Source organism: Pseudomonas sp. rhizo66 (assembly GCF_031931925.1).
Lineage (GTDB): Bacteria > Pseudomonadota > Gammaproteobacteria > Pseudomonadales > Pseudomonadaceae > Aquipseudomonas.
Genome location: NZ_JAUJWZ010000004.1, coordinates 295,605 through 313,981, shown reverse-complemented (window position 1 = coordinate 313,981; position 18,377 = coordinate 295,605). Strand labels below are relative to the sequence as shown.

General features: G+C 60.7%; 14 protein-coding genes. 13 read left to right on the top strand and 1 reads right to left on the bottom strand.

Features of this window, described 5'->3' with window-relative positions:
• Position 1: 1 nt before the first annotated feature.
• Positions 2 to 1,069, bottom strand: a complete 1,068-nt coding sequence (locus QZR14_RS07190; RefSeq protein ID WP_250603004.1) for a DUF2333 family protein — start codon at positions 1,067 to 1,069, stop codon at positions 2 to 4.
• 425 nt (positions 1,070 to 1,494) lie between these two features.
• Between QZR14_RS07190 and gcbA the strand changes: the two genes are divergently transcribed.
• The 13 genes from gcbA (at position 1,495) to QZR14_RS07125 (ending at position 18,356) form a co-directional block, all read left to right on the top strand.
• Positions 1,495 to 3,165, top strand: coding sequence for a diguanylate cyclase GcbA (gene gcbA / locus QZR14_RS07185; protein ID WP_250603003.1), 1,671 nt, complete (start codon positions 1,495 to 1,497; stop codon positions 3,163 to 3,165).
• 51 nt (positions 3,166 to 3,216) lie between these two features.
• Positions 3,217 to 5,163: a methyl-accepting chemotaxis protein gene (locus QZR14_RS07180; protein ID WP_250603002.1), complete on the top strand. Its 1,947-nt coding sequence runs from the start codon at positions 3,217 to 3,219 to the stop codon at positions 5,161 to 5,163.
• 250 nt (positions 5,164 to 5,413) lie between these two features.
• A complete protein-coding gene (aroQ, locus tag QZR14_RS07175; RefSeq protein ID WP_093430249.1) occupies positions 5,414 to 5,866 on the top strand; it encodes a type II 3-dehydroquinate dehydratase in 453 nt (150 codons plus the stop codon).
• A gap of 48 nt (positions 5,867 to 5,914) precedes the next feature.
• Positions 5,915 to 6,379, top strand: a complete 465-nt coding sequence (gene accB, locus QZR14_RS07170; RefSeq protein ID WP_103306135.1) for an acetyl-CoA carboxylase biotin carboxyl carrier protein — start codon at positions 5,915 to 5,917, stop codon at positions 6,377 to 6,379.
• Positions 6,380 to 6,396: 17 nt separating this feature from the next.
• A complete protein-coding gene (accC, locus tag QZR14_RS07165; protein WP_100846379.1) occupies positions 6,397 to 7,755 on the top strand; it encodes an acetyl-CoA carboxylase biotin carboxylase subunit in 1,359 nt (452 codons plus the stop codon).
• 239 nt (positions 7,756 to 7,994) lie between these two features.
• Positions 7,995 to 8,873, top strand: coding sequence for a 50S ribosomal protein L11 methyltransferase (gene prmA, locus QZR14_RS07160; RefSeq protein WP_016984923.1), 879 nt, complete (start codon positions 7,995 to 7,997; stop codon positions 8,871 to 8,873).
• A gap of 30 nt (positions 8,874 to 8,903) precedes the next feature.
• On the top strand, positions 8,904 to 10,172 hold the full coding sequence (locus QZR14_RS07155) for a DUF3426 domain-containing protein (RefSeq protein ID WP_311996225.1): 1,269 nt from the start codon (positions 8,904 to 8,906) through the stop codon (positions 10,170 to 10,172).
• 184 nt (positions 10,173 to 10,356) lie between these two features.
• The gene (gene dusB / locus QZR14_RS07150; RefSeq protein ID WP_311996224.1) at positions 10,357 to 11,367 is read left to right on the top strand and encodes a tRNA dihydrouridine synthase DusB; all 1,011 of its coding nucleotides are present in this window, start codon (positions 10,357 to 10,359) and stop codon (positions 11,365 to 11,367) included.
• Positions 11,364 to 11,684 carry a DNA-binding transcriptional regulator Fis gene (fis, locus tag QZR14_RS07145; protein WP_003221275.1) on the top strand — a complete coding sequence of 107 codons (321 nt, stop codon included), beginning with the start codon at positions 11,364 to 11,366 and terminating at the stop codon, positions 11,682 to 11,684. The genes dusB and fis overlap by 4 nt, the downstream gene beginning before the upstream one ends.
• Positions 11,685 to 11,767: 83 nt before the next feature.
• Positions 11,768 to 13,375 (top strand): bifunctional phosphoribosylaminoimidazolecarboxamide formyltransferase/IMP cyclohydrolase, encoded by a 1,608-nt coding sequence (purH, locus tag QZR14_RS07140; RefSeq protein WP_250602999.1) that lies wholly within the window; start codon positions 11,768 to 11,770, stop codon positions 13,373 to 13,375.
• A gap of 147 nt (positions 13,376 to 13,522) precedes the next feature.
• Complete coding sequence (purD, locus tag QZR14_RS07135; protein ID WP_122599660.1) at positions 13,523 to 14,818, top strand: phosphoribosylamine--glycine ligase; 1,296 nt, start codon at positions 13,523 to 13,525, stop codon at positions 14,816 to 14,818.
• A 99-nt stretch (positions 14,819 to 14,917) separates the two neighbouring features.
• The gene (locus tag QZR14_RS07130; RefSeq protein WP_250602998.1) at positions 14,918 to 17,695 is read left to right on the top strand and encodes a hybrid sensor histidine kinase/response regulator; all 2,778 of its coding nucleotides are present in this window, start codon (positions 14,918 to 14,920) and stop codon (positions 17,693 to 17,695) included.
• A 64-nt stretch (positions 17,696 to 17,759) separates the two neighbouring features.
• The gene (locus QZR14_RS07125; protein ID WP_025111770.1) at positions 17,760 to 18,356 is read left to right on the top strand and encodes a MarC family protein; all 597 of its coding nucleotides are present in this window, start codon (positions 17,760 to 17,762) and stop codon (positions 18,354 to 18,356) included.
• Positions 18,357 to 18,377 lie beyond the last annotated feature (21 nt).

The following is an 18,377-nucleotide window of genomic DNA, read 5'->3' as shown; positions in this document are numbered from 1 at the left end:
ATCAGCCCTGATTGAGCAGTTGACGCAAATCGATCACCGCGGCGTTGGCCCGGGAAATATAGTTGGCCATGACCAGCGAGTGGTTGGCCAGCACGCCGAAGCCACTGCCGTTAAGAATCATAGGACTCCAGACCGGTTCCTGCGAGGCTTCCAGTTCACGAATGATCTGACGCACGCTGACCGTGGCGTTTTTCTTCGCCAGCACATCGGCGAAGTCGACTTCGATGGCGCGCAGCAGGTGCGACAGCGCCCAGGCCTGACCGCGTGCTTCGTAGAACACGTTGTCGATCTGCATCCACGGAGTCTCGACGACTTCCTCGTCAACCTGCGGCACTTCGCCGATGGCTGGCACTTCGGTTTTCAGCGCGGTGTTGAGTTTGACCCGGCCAACGCTGGCCGACAGGCGCTGCGACAGCGAGCCGAGACGGGTACCGACATCGCCGAGCCAGTTGTTCAGGTTGTCGGCACGGGAGTAGAACAGTGCGTTTTTCTGGGTTGGATCGGACAGGCGCGCCTGGTAACGGCTCAGCGAGTTGATACCTTCCTGATATTCCGACTCACTTGATGGCAGGATCCAGCTCTTGTTATCAAAGTTGAAACGCGGCTCGGCCTTGGCCAGATCGGCATCTTCGGCCGACTGCGATTGCGAACGGGCGAAGTCCTTGCGCAAGGCGCGGGTCAGGTCACGTACCTGCACCAGTACGCCGTACTCCCAGCTCGGCGTGTTGTCCATCCACAGGCCCGGCGGGAAACGGTCGTTGGAAATGTAGCCACCCGGTTTGTTGAGCAAGGTGCCGGCAACGGTCTTCAGGGTTTCGACGGTGGTGTAGCCGATCACCATCTGCTTGCCTTCCTTCTCGGCCGCCACTTGAGCGTTTTGCGCGACCGGAAACAGCGCCGGCTCCTGGCTCCAGTACCAGCCGAGGCCAATGGTCACCAGCAGGTAGATGCCGATCAGCGTGGCCAATGCACGGCTGAACAGCAATCCGCCAACATAGCTGCGGGTGGCCGACTTGGGCTCGGCGGCACGTTCAGGCGCGCTGCCCGCGCGGTTTTTCCAGTCCAGCATGGCGATATCCTTTCAATCACTTGGGTTCAACGGTTCGACCACAACCATACAACAACGTGCCAAGGCCGGGCACCCGCACGTAAAGATAAGCCGCAATTCGTATGGGCGAATGACGCTTCGACGATGACTAAGGGAATCCCCGATGCCCGCGCCTCAGCCAAACAGATGCCAGGCCCGTGAAACCCCTTTGCGATCTCACGCACCGCGCGGTTAAAAGCACGCATCTCGCCCCGTGGATTTTCCGCCCAAATGCCCGACTGACGGGGAGTTGACCGACACCGAGGTCAAAAACAAAACCGCCCGGTCAGAAACTGAATGGTGACGCACTGCAGATTATTGACGTACGACACTCGTGTAAGGGAAAAGAGGTGCTAGCATAGAGCCACCAGTCGATCTCAGCATGCAGCCTAACTAGTAGTCAGGATATGACCGAGCCAGAAGACCCCAGCCGTGAGCGTCTCAAGCACCACTTTGCCCAGCGGGTAATTCATCAGGCACGTCAGATTCTTGAGATATGGCAGCGCCTGCAACGCAGTGAGTGGTCCACTGTCGACCTCGCCGAATTGAGCGAGGCCAACCTGCGCCTGCTGCGTTTTGCCGAGCGTTTCGAACAACCCGAACATACCCAGCTTGCGCGCCATATCGGTCAATCGCTGGAAGCGGTGGACGCCAATCGCGGCCGCCTCAGCAGCGGCTTGATTACCGACCTCAATCGCTTGATGCAGCGGCTGTCGCGCACCGGCCTGCGCCATGGCGATCAGCTCGACCAGACCTTTCTGCCGCCACTGCGCAAACCCATCTACGTGATGCTGCAGGATCACGACCGCGCCGAACGCCTGGCCAAACAACTGGAGTTCTTTGGTCTGAGCGCGCAGGCGCTGGACAGTGTTTCGGCCTTTCGCTCATCGATGGTCGAACGTCTGCCAGCAGCGATCGTCATGGACGTGGACTTCAGCGGCGCGGGTGTCGGCCTCAAGCTCGCCGCTGAAGCCCAGGTCGGTCTGGAAGAGCCGCTGCCCTTGCTGTTCTTCAGCCTGCATGAAACCGACACGCCGACCCGTCTCGCCGCCGTGCGCGCCGGCGGCCAGGAATTCCTCACCGGCACCCTCGAAGCCTCGAGCCTGCTGGAAAAAATCGAAGTCCTCACCTGCGTCGCCCAGTACGAACCTTATAAAGTGCTGATCATCGACGACTCACGCGCGCAGGCCTTGCACACCGAGCGCCTGCTCAACAGCGCCGGGATCGTCACCCGCACCTTGATCGAACCGATTCAGGCGATGGCCGAACTGGCCGATTTCCAGCCCGACCTGATCATCCTCGACATGTACATGCCGGCCTGCACCGGCACCGAACTGGCCAAAGTGATTCGCCACAACGATCGCTATGTCAGCGTGCCGATCATCTATCTGTCGGCCGAGGACGATCTGGACAAGCAACTCGACGCGATGAGCGAAGGCGGCGATGACTTCCTGACCAAACCGATCAAACCGCGTCACCTGATCACCACCGTGCGCAACCGCGCCGCCCGCGCGCGCAACCTCAAAGCACGGATGGTCCGCGACAGCCTCACCGGTCTGTACAACCACACGCATATTCTGCAATTGCTCGAAGACTGCTCGTTCCGCGCCCGCCGCGAAAACAAGCCGCTGAGCTTTGCCATGCTCGACATCGACCACTTCAAACGGGTCAACGACAGCCATGGCCACCCGATGGGCGACCGGGTGATCAAGAGCCTCGCGCTGTTTCTCAAGCAGCGCTTGCGCAAGACCGATTTCATTGGCCGATACGGCGGCGAAGAGTTCGCCATCGTCATGCCCGACACCGATATAGAAGCCGCGCACAAAGTGCTCGACGAAATTCGTCAGCGCTTCGCCGAGATCCATTACCCGGCGCAGCCGCAGGATTTGTGGTGCACCTTCAGTGCCGGCGTGGTGGAAATGCACGATGACTGCGACAGCCTGATGATGGCCAGTCAGGCCGACGAAGCGCTGTACCGCGCCAAGGGTGCCGGGCGCAATCGCGTGCAGACCGCGCGGGACTCAAAGCAAAGTGCCACTTTTTCATCGGAATCCACTGATTCGGTCATAACCCTGTAACAGAACCGCAATAAATTCAGGCGCTTACCATTTCTGCCGTTGGTAGCCGTCATGCGCCTGAAGTTGCTCACCAATCTCAATACGCTGCTGCTGGTCGCCGTGTGCCTCGCACTCGGCGCCACGCTGTGGTGGTCGCAAAAAGCCCTTGAGCGCCCGTATCTGTTGATGGAGCGTTATCTTGGGCTGTCGCAACAATTTCAGAACGAAGTGGCACGCAACGTCGAGGACTACCTTGCCAGCGGCGACGCCTTGCGCCTGAGCAGCGCCAGCCAGGCCATCGACGGTTTGCAGAAAGACCTCGGTGAACTGCCGCCGGCGCTGGCCGAAACACTGCGACCGAGCCTGTCGGACCTTGGCGAGTTCAGCAAAACCGACCTGCTCGCCGCCGGCAAACTGGCCGGTGACCCGCAGGCGCTGCTGTTGCAGGCCGAACGCGAAATGAGCGCCAGCCTTGAACAGCTCAGCACCTACGCCAACGGCAATGCGGCTTATCTGACGCCATTGCTCACCGCATCCCAGCACCTGGGCAAACTCTCGCTGGCGCGGGACAAACTGGTCAGCAGCGGGCGCAGTGAACTGGCCGCGGACGTTGACCGCGAAGTCGGCAACATCCGGGCTCAGGCACAGGTGATCGATGCCTTGCCCCTGCTCGGCGTCGTCGCCAAAAACGAATCGGGCAACGACGACTTCGCGGCGATGATGGGCATCGAGAACACCGAAAAAGCCGTCGCTGAAGATGCCGGCGTCGGCCTCAAACGAGAACTCAACAGCCTGCTCGGGCGCTACCCGGCTGAGCTTGAGCGCACCCGTGATCAGATTCAGAAGCGCACGAATTTGAGTGCCGCCACTCACCAGAAAATCACTGCCGTGCAGCAAGCCATCGCTGGCCTGGAACCGGTGGTACGTGCCCAGCACGGTCAGATCCAGGGTGAAGTGCGCTTGATGCAAAGCGTGATGATCGGGTTGATCCTGCTGATTGCCCTGCTGATCGATACCTTGCAACGCCGCCTGGCGCGCACCCTGACCAATCTCGCGCCGGCGCTGTCGACCTGGGCCGAAGGTGACTTCAGTAGCGACATCCATCTGGGCAAGACCAACCGCGAGTTGCACGACATCGAGGCCTCACTGAACCGCTTGCGCGCGTATCTGGTGGACCTGGTCGGCACCATTCGCGGCAATGCCGAACAAGTGGCGGGCAGCAGTCGCACCCTCGCCGAACTGAGCAACGACTTGCACAGCGGCGCCGAACATCAGGCCGGTGATACCGCGCTGATCCGCGATTCCCTCGGCGAGCTGGAGGCGACCATTCAACAGGTGGCCGGCGATGCCCAGCAAGCAGCAGACGCCAGCCGTCACGCCGGATTGGCGGTCGAACATGGCCAGACGGTGATCGGCCAGAGCCTCACCGGCCTGCACGCGCTGGTCGGTGAGGTTCAGGGCAACGCGCAAATGATCGAGCATCTGGCCGAGGAGTCAGCGACCATCGGTGGCGTGCTGACGGTGATTCGCTCGATCGCCGACCAGACCAACCTGCTGGCCCTGAACGCGGCGATTGAAGCGGCGCGCGCTGGGGAAATGGGGCGCGGGTTTGCCGTGGTGGCGGAAGAAGTACGCTCACTGGCACAACGCACAGCTGGCGCAACCGCTGAGATCCAGACGCTGATCGCCGGCCTGCAAACCGCCGCCCGCCAATCGGTCGAAGGCATGCGCGCACAAGTCGAACACGCCGAAGCCACGGCCAATCAGGCGCAAGCGGCGGATGGCGCGCTGGATAAAATCGTCGGCGCGATCCAGACCATCTCCGATACGGCGATCCGCATTGCTGACATCACGGCGCAGCAAAGCGGCGCGGTCAGCGAGATTCGCGATCACAGTGAGCGGATACATCAGTTGGGTGGGGATAATCTGGTGCGTATCGGCCGTGGCCGCGAACAGGGCGAGAACTTGCTGGTATTGGGGGGGCAATTGCATACCGCCGTTCAAGCCTTTCGTGTCTGACGAAAATCCCTGTAGGAGCTGCCGAAGGCTGCGATCTTTTGATCTTGCTCTTGAAAATCAAAAGATCGCAGCCTTCGGCAGCTCCTACAGGGGGTTCACCACAAGTGACCGGATTAGGACACTTGGTCACATATTTCGCGCAAACATCGGCCATCGTGCTGGCTATTGCATAGAACTGGACAGTCACAAAGTCTTTGCGGCATAGTCGCCGGGTTCTGACGACTGCTCATTCATAACAAGGACTACGCAGATGGCGACCCTACTGGTGCTGCACGGCCCCAACCTGAACCTGCTCGGCACCCGCGAACCCGGCACTTACGGTTCAACGACCCTGGCGCAGATCAATCAGGATCTGGAGCGTCGCGCCCGTGAAGCCGGCCATCATCTGCTGTATCTGCAAAGCAATGCCGAGTACGAATTGATCGACCGCATCCACGCCGCGCGCGGCGAAGGTGTCGATTTCATTCTGATCAATCCAGCAGCTTTTACGCACACAAGTGTCGCATTACGTGACGCGTTGCTGGGAGTGAGCATCCCATTCATCGAAGTGCATTTGTCCAACGTGCACAAACGCGAACCTTTCCGCCATCACTCTTACTTCTCCGACGTAGCGGTGGGAGTGATCTGCGGCCTTGGCGCCAGCGGTTACCGACTGGCCCTGGAGGCTGCGCTAGAACAGCTTGAAACACAGGCAACGGCTTGAACTACAAGCGTTAAACGCCCCTGACCGACCCTTGGGAGTTGATGATTCATGGATATCCGTAAAGTTAAGAAACTGATCGAATTGCTGGAAGAGTCCGGCATCGACGAGCTCGAGATCAAGGAAGGCGAAGAGTCCGTACGCATCAGCCGTCACAGCAAGACCCCGGCTCAGCAGTACTACGCGCCGGCTCCGATGCAAGCACCGGCCGCTGCACCTGCCGCCGCTGCTGCTCCGGTTGCTGCCGCAGCCCCGGCTGCCGCTGCTGCGCCAGCGCTGAACGGCACTGTTGCCCGTTCGCCGATGGTCGGCACCTTCTACCGCAAATCTTCGCCAACCTCGCCGTCCTTCGTTGAAGTCGGCCAGACCGTGAAGAAAGGCGACACTCTGTGCATCGTCGAAGCCATGAAGATGATGAACCACATCGAAGCTGAAACCAGCGGTGTGATCGAGTCCATCCTCGTCGAAGACGGCCAGCCGGTTGAGTACGACCAACCGCTGTTCACCATCGTTTGAACTGCGGAGAGCCTTTGATGACTGCGAAGTTGGAAAAAGTTCTGATCGCTAACCGCGGTGAGATCGCCCTGCGGATTCTGCGTGCCTGCAAAGAGATGGGCATCAAGACCGTCGCCGTTTACTCCAAGGCCGACAAAGAGCTGATGCACCTGGGTCTGGCAGACGAATCCGTCTGCATTGGTCCGGCGTCTGCCGCTCAGTCCTACCTGCACATCCCGGCCATCATCGCTGCCGCTGAAGTGACTGGCGCCACCGCCATTCACCCAGGCTACGGCTTCCTCGCGGAAAACGCCGATTTTGCCGAGCAGGTCGAGAACTCCGGCTTCGCCTTCATCGGCCCGAAAGCCGACACCATTCGCCTGATGGGCGACAAGGTCTCGGCCAAGCACGCGATGATCGAAGCAGGCGTGCCAACCGTTCCAGGCTCTGACGGCCCACTGCCGGAAGACGAAGAAACGGCGCTGCGCATTGGTCGTGAAGTCGGCTACCCGGTGATCATCAAAGCCGCTGGCGGCGGCGGTGGTCGCGGCATGCGCGTGGTGCACAAGGAAGAAGACCTGATCGCCTCGGCGAAACTGACCCGCTCCGAAGCAGGTGCGGCGTTCGGTAACCCGATGGTCTATCTGGAAAAATTCCTGACCAACCCGCGCCACGTCGAAGTGCAAGTGCTCTCCGACGGCCAGGGTCACGCCATCCATCTGGGCGACCGCGATTGCTCGCTGCAACGTCGTCACCAGAAGGTTCTCGAAGAAGCGCCGGCACCGGGCATCGACGAGCAGGCGCGCCAGGAAGTACTGGCTCGCTGCGTCAAGGCGTGCATCGACATCGGTTACCGCGGTGCGGGTACTTTCGAGTTCCTGTACGAGAACGGTCGTTTCTACTTCATCGAAATGAACACCCGTGTTCAGGTGGAGCACCCGGTTTCGGAAATGGTCACCGGTATCGACATCGTCAAGGAGATGCTCAGCATCGCCGCTGGCAACAAGCTGTCGTTTACCCAGGATGACGTGGTTATTCGTGGCCACTCGCTGGAATGCCGGATCAACGCTGAAGACCCGAAAACCTTCATGCCGAGCCCGGGTACGGTCAAGCATTTCCACGCTCCAGGCGGCAACGGCGTTCGCGTCGATTCGCACCTGTACAGCGGTTATGCCGTTCCGCCGAACTACGACTCGCTGATCGGCAAGCTGATCACTTACGGCGCGACCCGCGACGAAGCCATGGCACGCATGCGCAATGCCCTGGACGAAATCGTGGTTGACGGGATCAAGACCAACATCCCGCTGCACCGTGATCTGGTTCGTGACGAAGGCTTCTGCAAAGGGGGCGTGAACATTCACTACCTCGAGCACAAGCTGGCTGGCGAGAAGCACTAAGCTTCAGCCCGCACCAGACAAAGCCGCCTTCGGGCGGCTTTGTTGTTTCTGCAGCAAAGTCAAAAGATCGCAGCCTGCGGCAGCTCCTACATTTCGAATGCATTCCCCTGCAGGAGCTGCCGCAGGCTGCGATCTTTTGATCTTCAACCATGGTCGTGTTCTGCCGCGCGCTCGCGTAAACTTGCGCGCTTCTCGCCGGCCGCTAGGCTGCAATCAATATTTTTTCAAAGGTGCCCGCCATGCCTTGGCTGCAAGTACGTCTCGCCATCAGCCCGGAACAAGCCGAAACCTACGAAGACGCTTTCCTTGAGGTCGGCGCCGTGTCGGTGACCTTCATGGACGCCGAAGATCAGCCGATCTTCGAGCCGGAACTCAACACCACCCCGTTGTGGGCGCACACCCACCTGCTCGCGCTGTTCGAGGGCGGCACCGAGCCGGCACCGGTTCTCGCCCATCTGGAACTGCTGACCGGCAGCCCGCTGCCCGAACACCACAGCGAAGTCATTGAAGACCAGGACTGGGAACGCAGCTGGATGGACGGTTTCCAGCCGATGCGTTTCGGCCAGCGCCTGTGGATCGTGCCGAGCTGGCACGCCGCGCCCGAGCCTGACGCCGTCAACCTGCTGCTCGATCCGGGCCTGGCATTCGGCACTGGCACCCACCCGACCACCGCGCTGTGCCTGGAATGGCTGGACGGTCAGGACCTCAAAGACTGTAACGTGCTCGATTTCGGTTGCGGCTCGGGGATTCTGGCGATCGCCGCCCTGCTGCTCGGCGCGAAAGAAGCCGTCGGTACCGACATCGACGTGCAGGCGCTGGAAGCCTCGCGCGACAACGCCGGGCGCAACAACATTGCTGACGAACTGTTCCCGCTGTACCTGCCGGAAGATCTGCCGCAGGTTCAAGCCGATGTGCTGGTCGCCAACATTCTCGCCGGGCCGCTGGTTTCGCTGGCGCCACAACTGTCTGGCCTGGTCAAATCCGGCGGTCGTCTGGCCCTGTCGGGCATCCTCGCTGAACAAGGTGATGAAGTCGCTGCCGCTTATGCACAGGACTTCGATCTCGACCCGATCGCCAATCGCGATGGCTGGGTGCGCATCACCGGCCGTCGGCGCTAATATGTCCGCCTGCATAATCCGGATCGCCGCATGACCGACAGTTTCGTCACCCAGTGCCCGCATTGCCAAACCAGTTTCCGCGTCAGCCATGCTCAATTGAGCGTGGCCCGCGGGGTGGTTCGCTGCGGCTCCTGCCTGCAAGTGTTCAACGCCGCCAAACAGCTGCTGGAACAACACGCGGGCAAGAACGCGGTGACGCCGGTTGCGCCGTCGATCGTCGCGTTGCCCGAGGAAAAACCGCTCGCTGTCGAGCCACCGCCCATCGTCGAGCAACCCGCACCGCGCGCCATCAGCCAAAAGCAATGGAGCGCTTCGGAACTTGATCTCGACAGCCTTGATCTGGACGAGGAACTCGCTCGCCTCGAACAACGGGAAATACAACCAGCCACCGAGCTCGGCCGGGCGCGCGAAGACTCACTGAGCGCCCGTCGCGACAGCCCGGAGCCGGATGACGCGGCATGGCCAGGCAGCCTGTTCAGCGAACCCGCCGATGAGCGGATGCCTGAGCCGGAAGACGAGCCATCGATTGACGAGATTGAGCCGGTCAAATCCGAGCGCACCGAACCCTCGCTGTCGCTGGAACCGGTGGATCTGGATGACGAGCCAGCGATTCCGCATCTGCGCCTGCACGACCCGATCGACCCGAATGCCCGCCGCGAACGCTTGTCGACCAGCGACGAAGTCGATGAGGACGACTTGCCATCGATCGAGCCGCTGCGCAAAAAACGCGAGCGTGCCGAACCCGGTGTACGCGCTGAAGTCCTGCAAGACCTGACCGACGACCCGCTGCAACTGGACTGGCAGAAACGCCGCTCGCCGTGGGGTCGCCGCATGCTCTGGCTACTGTTGGTGCTGCTGGCGGCAGGCGGACTGGCTGCGCAGTACATCGCCTATCATTTCGATGAACTGGCCCGCCAGGATCAATACCGTCCGTGGTTCCAGCAAATCTGCCCGCAGGTCGGCTGCACGGTGCCGTCCAAGGTCGACATCGCCCGGATCAAGAGCAGCAACCTGGTGGTGCGTAGCCACCCGGAGTTCAACGGTGCACTGGTGGTCGACGCGATCATTTATAACCGCGCGACGTTTTCTCAGCCCTTTCCATTACTGGAACTGCGCTTTGCCGACCTCAACGGTCACCTGATCGCCAGTCGTCGCTTCAAACCCGGCGAATACCTTAGAGGGGATCTCGAAGGCCTGGCGGAAATGCCGCCGCAAACGCCGATCCACATTGCGCTGGATATCCTCGATCCAGGCCCGAAAGCGGTGAATTACAGCCTGAGCTTCCACTCCCCCGAGTGATCCCCGCGCCGATTTGCAATTGACGGCGGTTTTCTGACTTTGCCACGCACAACCAAACCCGTGGCGATAACAGAATAACTGTTCAGATTTTGTTCAATTCAGCCTTTATCCAGTCATCGAGAGCGGGTATCATGCCAACCCTTTTTCGAACTCTCATGATCCGGCCCCACCTCAGGGAAGTCCTATGTCGGCGGTACGCATCGGCCCATACACATTGCAGAACGGTTTGATTCTCGCCCCGATGGCGGGGGTCACCGACCAGCCCTTTCGTCAGCTGTGCAAGCGTTTGGGCGCAGGGCTTGTAGTCTCGGAAATGGTCACCAGTGACATGAGCCTGTGGAACACCCGCAAGTCGCGCATGCGCATGATCCACGAAGGCGATCCCGAGCCACGCTCGGTGCAGATCGCCGGTGGTGACGCGCAGATGCTGGCGGACGCGGCACGGGCCAACGTCGAACTGGGCGCACAGATTATTGATATCAACATGGGTTGTCCGGCAAAGAAGGTCTGCAACAAGGCCGCCGGTTCCGCGTTGTTGAAGGACGAAGCACTGGTAACCGAGATCCTGCAGGCCGTTGTGGCTGCGATTGATGTGCCGGTCACCTTGAAGATCCGCACCGGATGGGATCGCGACAACAAGAACGGCCTGACCGTGGCGAAGATCGCCGAACAGGCCGGGATCACCGCGCTGGCCGTGCATGGCCGCACGCGCGCCGATCTGTACACCGGTGAAGCCGAATACGACACGATTGCCGCGATCAAGCAGGCGGTGTCGATGCCGGTGTTTGCCAATGGCGATATCGATTCGCCGGAAAAGGCCCGTTACGTGCTCGACGCGACCGGTGCCGATGGCCTGTTGATAGGCCGCGCCGCCCAAGGGCGGCCATGGATTTTTCGCGAGATCGAACACTTCCTGCGTACCGGCGAGAAATTGCCGGCACCAGAGCTGAACGAAGTGGAACACATTCTGCTGGAGCATCTGGCCGCCCTTCACGCTTTCTATGGGGATGTGATGGGCGTGCGCATTGCGCGCAAGCATGTGGGCTGGTATCTCGCAACCTTGCCGGGCGCCAGGGAGTTTCGCGCCCACTTCAATCGTTTGGATGGTACGGAAACACAATGCGCCAACGTTCGGGAGTTCTTCGCCGAGCGTTACAAGAGCCTGACAGGGGACGAAGAAGGGGTGGCCGCATGACGATGATGACCGAGACTTTAGTGAGTGGAACAGCACCCGTGAGCGACAACGTGAATTTGAAACAGCACCTCAATACCCCGAGCGAAGAAGGTCAGACCCTTCGCGGGAGTGTCGAGAAGGCGCTGCACAATTATTTCGCCCACCTTGAGGGCGCGTCCGTCACGGATGTGTACAACCTGGTGCTCTCCGAAGTCGAGGCTCCCCTGCTCGAAAGCGTGATGAACTACGTCAAGGGCAACCAGACCAAGGCCAGTGAACTGCTGGGACTTAACCGCGGCACGCTGCGCAAGAAACTCAAGCAGTACGATCTGCTGTAAGCATTCAATCAAACCAGAAAGGCGCCCGCGTAAAAAACGGTCGCCTTTTTTGCTGACTTCCTTTGCTTTTGATGGAAATTGAGATGACCGACCAGACTACCCGCCTGCCGATCCGCCGCGCCTTGATCAGCGTTTCCGACAAGACCGGGATCCTCGAATTCGCCAAGGAGCTCGAAGCCCTGGGCGTCGAGATCCTCTCCACCGGCGGGACGTTCAAGCTGCTGCAGGACAACGGTGTTGCCGCAGTGGAAGTCGCGGATTACACCGGTTTCGCCGAGATGATGGACGGTCGGGTGAAAACCCTGCACCCGAAAATCCACGGTGGCATCCTCGGTCGTCGCGGTATCGACGACGCAATCATGAGCGAGCACGGCATCAAGCCGATCGACCTGGTTGCGGTCAACCTGTACCCGTTCGAAGCCACCATCAACAAGCCAGGCTGCGACCTGCCGACCGCCATCGAGAACATCGACATCGGCGGCCCGACCATGGTCCGTTCGGCAGCGAAAAACCATAAAGACGTTGCGATCGTGGTGAATGCCAGCGATTACGCCAGTGTGCTCGAAGGCCTGAAGGCCGGTGGCCTGACTTACGCTCAGCGTTTCGACCTGATGCTCAAGGCCTTTGAACATACCGCAGCCTACGACGGCATGATCGCCAACTATATGGGCACCGTTAACCAGGCCGCTGAAACCCTGAGCACCGAAGGTCGTAGCGAATTCCCGCGCACCTTCAACAGCCAGTTCATCAAGGCCCAGGAAATGCGCTACGGCGAGAACCCGCACCAGAGCGCGGCGTTCTACGTTGAGGCCAAACCTGCCGAAGTCGGTATCGCCACCGCGACCCAACTGCAAGGCAAGGAGCTGTCGTACAACAACGTGGCCGACACCGACGCCGCGCTGGAATGCGTGAAGAGTTTCGTCAAGCCAGCCTGCGTGATCGTCAAGCACGCCAACCCGTGCGGCGTGGCGGTCAGCCCGGACGCCGAAGGCGGCATCCGTCAGGCTTACGAACTGGCTTACGCAACTGACACCGAATCGGCTTTCGGCGGCATCATCGCGTTCAACCGTGAACTGGATGCCGAGACCGCCAAGGCGATCGTCGACCGTCAGTTCGTTGAAGTGATCATCGCCCCAAGCGTCAGCGAAGAAGCCCGCGCCATCGTTGCAGCCAAAGCCAACGTGCGCCTGCTGGCCTGCGGCGAGTGGTCGGCAGACCGCGCAGCCGCGTGGGACTACAAGCGCGTCAACGGTGGCCTGCTGGTACAGAGCCGCGACATCGGCATGATCAGCGCCGATGACCTGAAAGTCGTGACCAAACGCGCTCCGACCGAACAGGAAATCCATGACCTGATCTTCGCCTGGAAAGTCGCCAAGTACGTTAAATCCAACGCCATCGTCTACGCCAAGAACCGTCAGACCATCGGTGTCGGCGCAGGTCAGATGAGCCGCGTAAACTCGGCACGTATCGCTGCAATCAAGGCTGAACACGCCGGTCTGCAAGTAGCGGGTTCGGTGATGGCCTCGGACGCGTTCTTCCCGTTCCGCGACGGTCTGGACAACGCGGCCAAGGTCGGCATCACTGCAGTGATCCAGCCGGGCGGCTCGATGCGTGACGCTGAAGTGATTGCTGCAGCCGATGAGGCTGGCATCGCCATGGTCTTTACGGGCATGCGCCACTTCCGTCACTGATACACCGATTCAAATGTGGGAGCGAGCCTGCTCGCGAATGCAATCTGCCAGCGACGTTGACGTTGACTGACACACCGCTTTCGCGAGCAGGCTCGCTCCCACATAAAGCGCTACAGCAGCGCCTGACAGAATTTTGAGGTTTTTGAAATGAATGTTTTGATCATTGGCAGCGGTGGCCGTGAACACGCCCTGGCCTGGAAAGTGGCTCAGGATCCGCGCGTGCAGAAGGTGTTCGTCGCGCCGGGCAACGCTGGTACGGCAATTGAAGCCAAGTGCGAGAACGTCGCCATCGACGTGCTGGCCCTTGAGCAACTGGCTGACTTCGCCGAGAAAAACGTTTCCCTGACCATCGTCGGCCCGGAAGTGCCGCTGGTTGCTGGCGTCGTTGATCTGTTCCGCTCCCGTGGCCTGGACTGCTTCGGTCCGACCGCCGGTGCCGCGCAGCTGGAAGGTTCGAAAGCCTTCACCAAGGATTTCCTCGCGCGCCACAAGATCCCGACCGCCGACTACCAGAACTTCACCGAGATCGAGCCGGCCCTGGCGTATCTGCGTGAAAAAGGCGCGCCGATCGTGATCAAGGCCGACGGCCTGGCCGCAGGTAAAGGCGTGATCGTTGCCATGACCCTGGCCGAAGCCGAAGACGCCGTGCGCGATATGCTCGCCGGCAATGCGTTCGGCGATGCTGGTTCGCGCGTGGTGATCGAAGAATTCCTCGACGGCGAAGAAGCCTCGTTCATCGTCATGGTCGATGGCAAAAACGTCCTGCCGATGGCCACCAGCCAGGACCACAAACGTGTTGGCGACGGCGACAGCGGCCCGAACACGGGTGGCATGGGTGCCTACTCCCCTGCCCCGGTAGTGACCGCCGACGTGCACAAGCGCGTGATGGATCTGGTGATCTGGCCGACCGTGCGCGGCATGGCTGAAGAAGGCAACGTCTACACCGGTTTCCTCTACGCCGGCCTGATGATCGACAAGGCTGGTAACCCGAAGGTGATCGAGTTCAACTGCCGCTTCGGCGATCCGGAAACCCAACCGGTGATGCTGCGTCTGCAGTCGAGCCTGGTGCTGTTGGTTGAAGCCGCTCTGGCGCAAGCACTGGACAAGGTTGAAGCACAGTGGGATCCACGCCCGAGCGTCGGCATCGTGTTGGCCGCAGGCGGCTACCCGGGCGACTACGCCAAGGGCGCGGCGATCAACGGTCTGGATGCTGCCGCCAGCCTGGAAGGCAAAGTCTTCCACGCCGGTACCGCATTGAAGGATGGCAACGTCGTCACCGCCGGCGGTCGCGTACTGTGCGCCACCGCAATGGGCGCTAGCGTCGGTGAAGCTCAGCAGCAAGCTTACAAGCTGGCGGCGGCCATCGACTGGGAAGGCTGCTTCTACCGCAAGGACATTGGCTACCGCGCCATTGCCCGTGAACGTGGCGAAACCCAGGAATAAGCTGTTCATCAAGTCCGGCGAGGGATACCGTTCCTCGCCGGACTGTTCCGCCGCCGCGCATCGTTATATTCTGGCATCAACCTACGAAGGGATTTCGCCGTGCGCTGGCTCAGGATTGCCATAAGCTTCACCGTCACGTTGCTGACCTTGCTCTGCATGCTCCCGGCTCAGGCCGCGCAAGGCAGTGGCTGGTCGGTATTGCTTGACGATCAGGGCAATCTGCAACTGAGCGATATCCGCTCCGCTCGCTACACCAATCAATTCAGCCCCATCGACCTTGACCGCCTCACCGCGTCAGAACCCGATGGCGCCCTGTGGCTGCGCTTCAAACTGGCGCCGGGCAAGCACGAACAAGTGCTGCGCATCTTTGCCCCCGACCTGTCACAGCTCAATCTCTACGTGCTCGACGGCGACAAGCTGATCGAGCAACGCAACACCGGCACCGACCAGCCGCAGGCCGAACGGCCGTTGCCGAGCAGCGACTTCATGTTGCCGTTGCCGCAGAGCGACAAACCCCTCGATGTCTATCTGCGCCTGGTCTCCGACCACCAGTTGCGCCCGCACGTCACCCTGCAATCGGCGGTGATGAGCGCAGCCAACCACAATCAGACGCTGATCTTCGGCTTGCTGTTCGGCTGTCTTGGCATGCTGCTGCTGCACAACCTTGTGCGCTACGCCTACTCCCGCTCGCGCAGCAGCCTGTGGCTGGCGGTCTGCGAGGGCCTTCTGGGCCTCAGTCTGTTACTGCTGCTCAACCTCGCCGGCCCGTGGCTGCCGAACTGGCATGCCGTGCAGACGCCGGGCGCCTATCTGGCGCTGCTGCTGACGGCCCCGGCCGGGCTGATGTTTGCCTATCGCTTCTTCGCCCCGCTCGGCCCGCACCCGCTGAACAAACTGTTGATTGGCGACATTTTGTTTATCGTGACCTGCAGCCTGTTGTTGCTGTTCGTCAACACCCTGCCGCTGAACATCATCACCTATGCCCTGGTGGCCCTGGCTGGCCTGAGCATGTTGTTTGTTGGGTTCTATCACTGGCAGAAGGGTTACCGCCCGGCACGCCTGTTCGTCGCCGCAATGGTGGTGTTCAACATCGGCACCTTGATCATTCTTCCCGCGTTGCTGGGGCTGACACTGGTGTCGCCGCAAGGTCTGATCATGACCTTGATGGCATTCATCTGCATCAGCGGTCTGCTGATGAGCATCGCCCTCGGTGAGCGGCAGCGCAGCATCACCGAAAGCCGTTTCAGCGTCAGCCGCGATCTCGCCGCGAGCAATGCCGAGATCAACGCCAAAGCCGAGTTCCTCGCCAAGATCAGCCACGAAATCCGCACACCGATGAACGGCGTGCTGGGCATGACCGAGCTGCTGCTGGGCACGCCGTTGTCGGTCAAGCAACGTGATTACGTACAGACCATCCACAGCGCCGGTAACGAACTGCTGACACTGATCAACGAGATTCTCGACATCTCCAAGCTCGAGTCCGGGCAGATCGAACTGGATGATGTGCAGTTCGACCTCAATGCCTTGATCGACGACTGCCTGAGTATCTATCGCGCCAAGGCCGAACAACAGAACGTCGAACTGATCAGCTTCATCCAGCCGCAAGTACCGCGAGTGATCAGCGGTGACCCGACCCGCCTGCGCCAGACGCTGCTGAGCCTGCTGGAAAACGCCCTGAAGAAAACCGATGAAGGGGAAGTGCTGATCGTCGTTGCACTCGACGAACGCAGCAGCAAACCGCGTCTGCGCATTGCCGTGCAGGACAGCGGTGAACCGATGGAGCAGGAAGAGCGCGACGCGCTGATGCACGCCGAGCTGCACAGCAAGCACTTCCTCTCGGCCAACCGGTTGGGCGGTAACCTCGGTCTGGTCATCGCCCGCCAACTGATCCGCTTGATGCACGGCGAATTCGGTATCAAGAGCGGCGCCAATCAGGGCAGCACCTTGTGGTTGACCTTGCCACTGGACCCCGACCGCCTCGAACACCCGACTTCCGATCTCGACAGTCCGCTGCAGGGGGCGCGGGTGCTGGTGGTCGACGATAACGACACCTGTCGTAAAGTGCTGGTCCAGCAGTGCAGTGCGTGGGGGCTGAATGTCAGCGCGGTGCCGTCAGGCAAGGAGGCTCTGGCACTCCTGCGGACCAAGGCACACCTGCGTGATTACTTTGATGTGGTGCTGCTCGATCAGAACATGCCCGGCATGACCGGTATGCAGCTCGCCGCCAAGATCAAGGAAGACCCGAGCCTCAACCACGACATCCTGTTGATCATGCTCACCGGCATCAGCAATGCGCCGAGCAAGATCATTGCGCGTAATTCGGGGATCAAACGCATTCTGGCCAAACCGGTGGCCGGCTACACGCTCAAGACCACCCTGGCGGACGAACTCAACCAGCGCAACAAAGGTCAGGTGGTGTTCCAGCCGCAAGTACTCACCCCGGCCACGGCGGCGAAGGTGCCGAGCGATTTCCGCATCCTCGTCGCCGAAGACAACACGATTTCGACCAAAGTGATTCGCGGCATGCTCGGCAAGCTCAACCTGCAACCGGACACCGCCGCCAACGGCGAAGAAGCCCTGCAAGCGATGAAAGCGCAGCGTTACGACCTGGTGTTGATGGACTGCGAAATGCCGATCCTTGATGGCTTCTCGGCGACCCAGCAATTGCGCGCCTGGGAAGTCAGCAACCAACGCATTCGCACGCCGATCGTCGCGTTGACGGCGCACATTCTCGCCGAACACAAGGAGCGCGCGCGTCAGGCCGGGATGGACGGGCACATGTCCAAACCGGTGGAGCTGTCGCAATTGCGCGAGTTGATCGAACACTGGGTGGCCGAGCGTGATCAGCAGAACCGGACGGCGACGCCGACCTCTTGAGCCGACAGACCCCGTAGCGCCTGATAGACTCCCCCACGACTTCCCTCGCCAGTGAGCTTGCACCATGCTCCATGTGTTGTTCAGCGTTTACCTGAAGATGCTGGTGCTCTACAGCCCCTTCTTCGTGCTGTCCTGCTTTATCAGCCTGACCCGCGGTTATTCGCGCAAGGAGCAACGGCGTCTGGCCTGGAAAGTTGCGGTGGCGACGCTGGTCTCCAGCGTCTTGCTGTATCTGTTCGGGCGGGTGATTTTCGACGTGTTCGGCATCACCGTGGATGCATTCCGCATCGGCGCCGGCAGCGTATTGTTCATTTCGGCGCTGGGCATGGCGCAGGGCAAACCGGCGGTACAGGCCGACAATGTGCAGCAGGACGTCACCATCGTGCCGCTGACCATCCCCCTGACCGTCGGCCCGGGCACCATCGGTGCCTTGCTGGTGATGGGCGTCAGCCAGCCGCACTGGGACGACAAGCTCACCGCGATCATGAGTATTGCCCTGGCCAGTTTTACCGTCGGCGTGGTGCTGTACCTGTCCAATCGTATCGAGCGGATTCTGGGGGATCAGGGGTTGCAGATCGTCAGCCGTCTGATGGGATTGTTTGTCTGTGCCCTGGCGGCGCAGATCATCTTTACCGGGGTCAAAGGCTATCTGGTGCCCTGAGCCAGCGCACCGATGAAGCCG

Excerpts from the sequence above, each read along its gene's own strand:
- QZR14_RS07190 (WP_250603004.1), bottom strand. The coding sequence starts at position 1,069 with ATGCTGGACTGGAAAAACCGCGCGGGCAGCGCGCCTGAACGTGCCGCC.
- gcbA (WP_250603003.1), top strand. The coding sequence starts at position 1,495 with ATGACCGAGCCAGAAGACCCCAGCCGTGAGCGTCTCAAGCACCACTTT.
- QZR14_RS07180 (WP_250603002.1), top strand. The coding sequence starts at position 3,217 with ATGCGCCTGAAGTTGCTCACCAATCTCAATACGCTGCTGCTGGTCGCC.
- aroQ (WP_093430249.1), top strand. The coding sequence starts at position 5,414 with ATGGCGACCCTACTGGTGCTGCACGGCCCCAACCTGAACCTGCTCGGC.
- accB (WP_103306135.1), top strand. The coding sequence starts at position 5,915 with ATGGATATCCGTAAAGTTAAGAAACTGATCGAATTGCTGGAAGAGTCC.
- accC (WP_100846379.1), top strand. The coding sequence starts at position 6,397 with ATGACTGCGAAGTTGGAAAAAGTTCTGATCGCTAACCGCGGTGAGATC.
- prmA (WP_016984923.1), top strand. The coding sequence starts at position 7,995 with ATGCCTTGGCTGCAAGTACGTCTCGCCATCAGCCCGGAACAAGCCGAA.
- QZR14_RS07155 (WP_311996225.1), top strand. The coding sequence starts at position 8,904 with ATGACCGACAGTTTCGTCACCCAGTGCCCGCATTGCCAAACCAGTTTC.
- dusB (WP_311996224.1), top strand. The coding sequence starts at position 10,357 with ATGTCGGCGGTACGCATCGGCCCATACACATTGCAGAACGGTTTGATT.
- fis (WP_003221275.1), top strand. The coding sequence starts at position 11,364 with ATGACGATGATGACCGAGACTTTAGTGAGTGGAACAGCACCCGTGAGC.
- purH (WP_250602999.1), top strand. The coding sequence starts at position 11,768 with ATGACCGACCAGACTACCCGCCTGCCGATCCGCCGCGCCTTGATCAGC.
- purD (WP_122599660.1), top strand. The coding sequence starts at position 13,523 with ATGAATGTTTTGATCATTGGCAGCGGTGGCCGTGAACACGCCCTGGCC.
- QZR14_RS07125 (WP_025111770.1), top strand. The coding sequence starts at position 17,760 with ATGCTCCATGTGTTGTTCAGCGTTTACCTGAAGATGCTGGTGCTCTAC.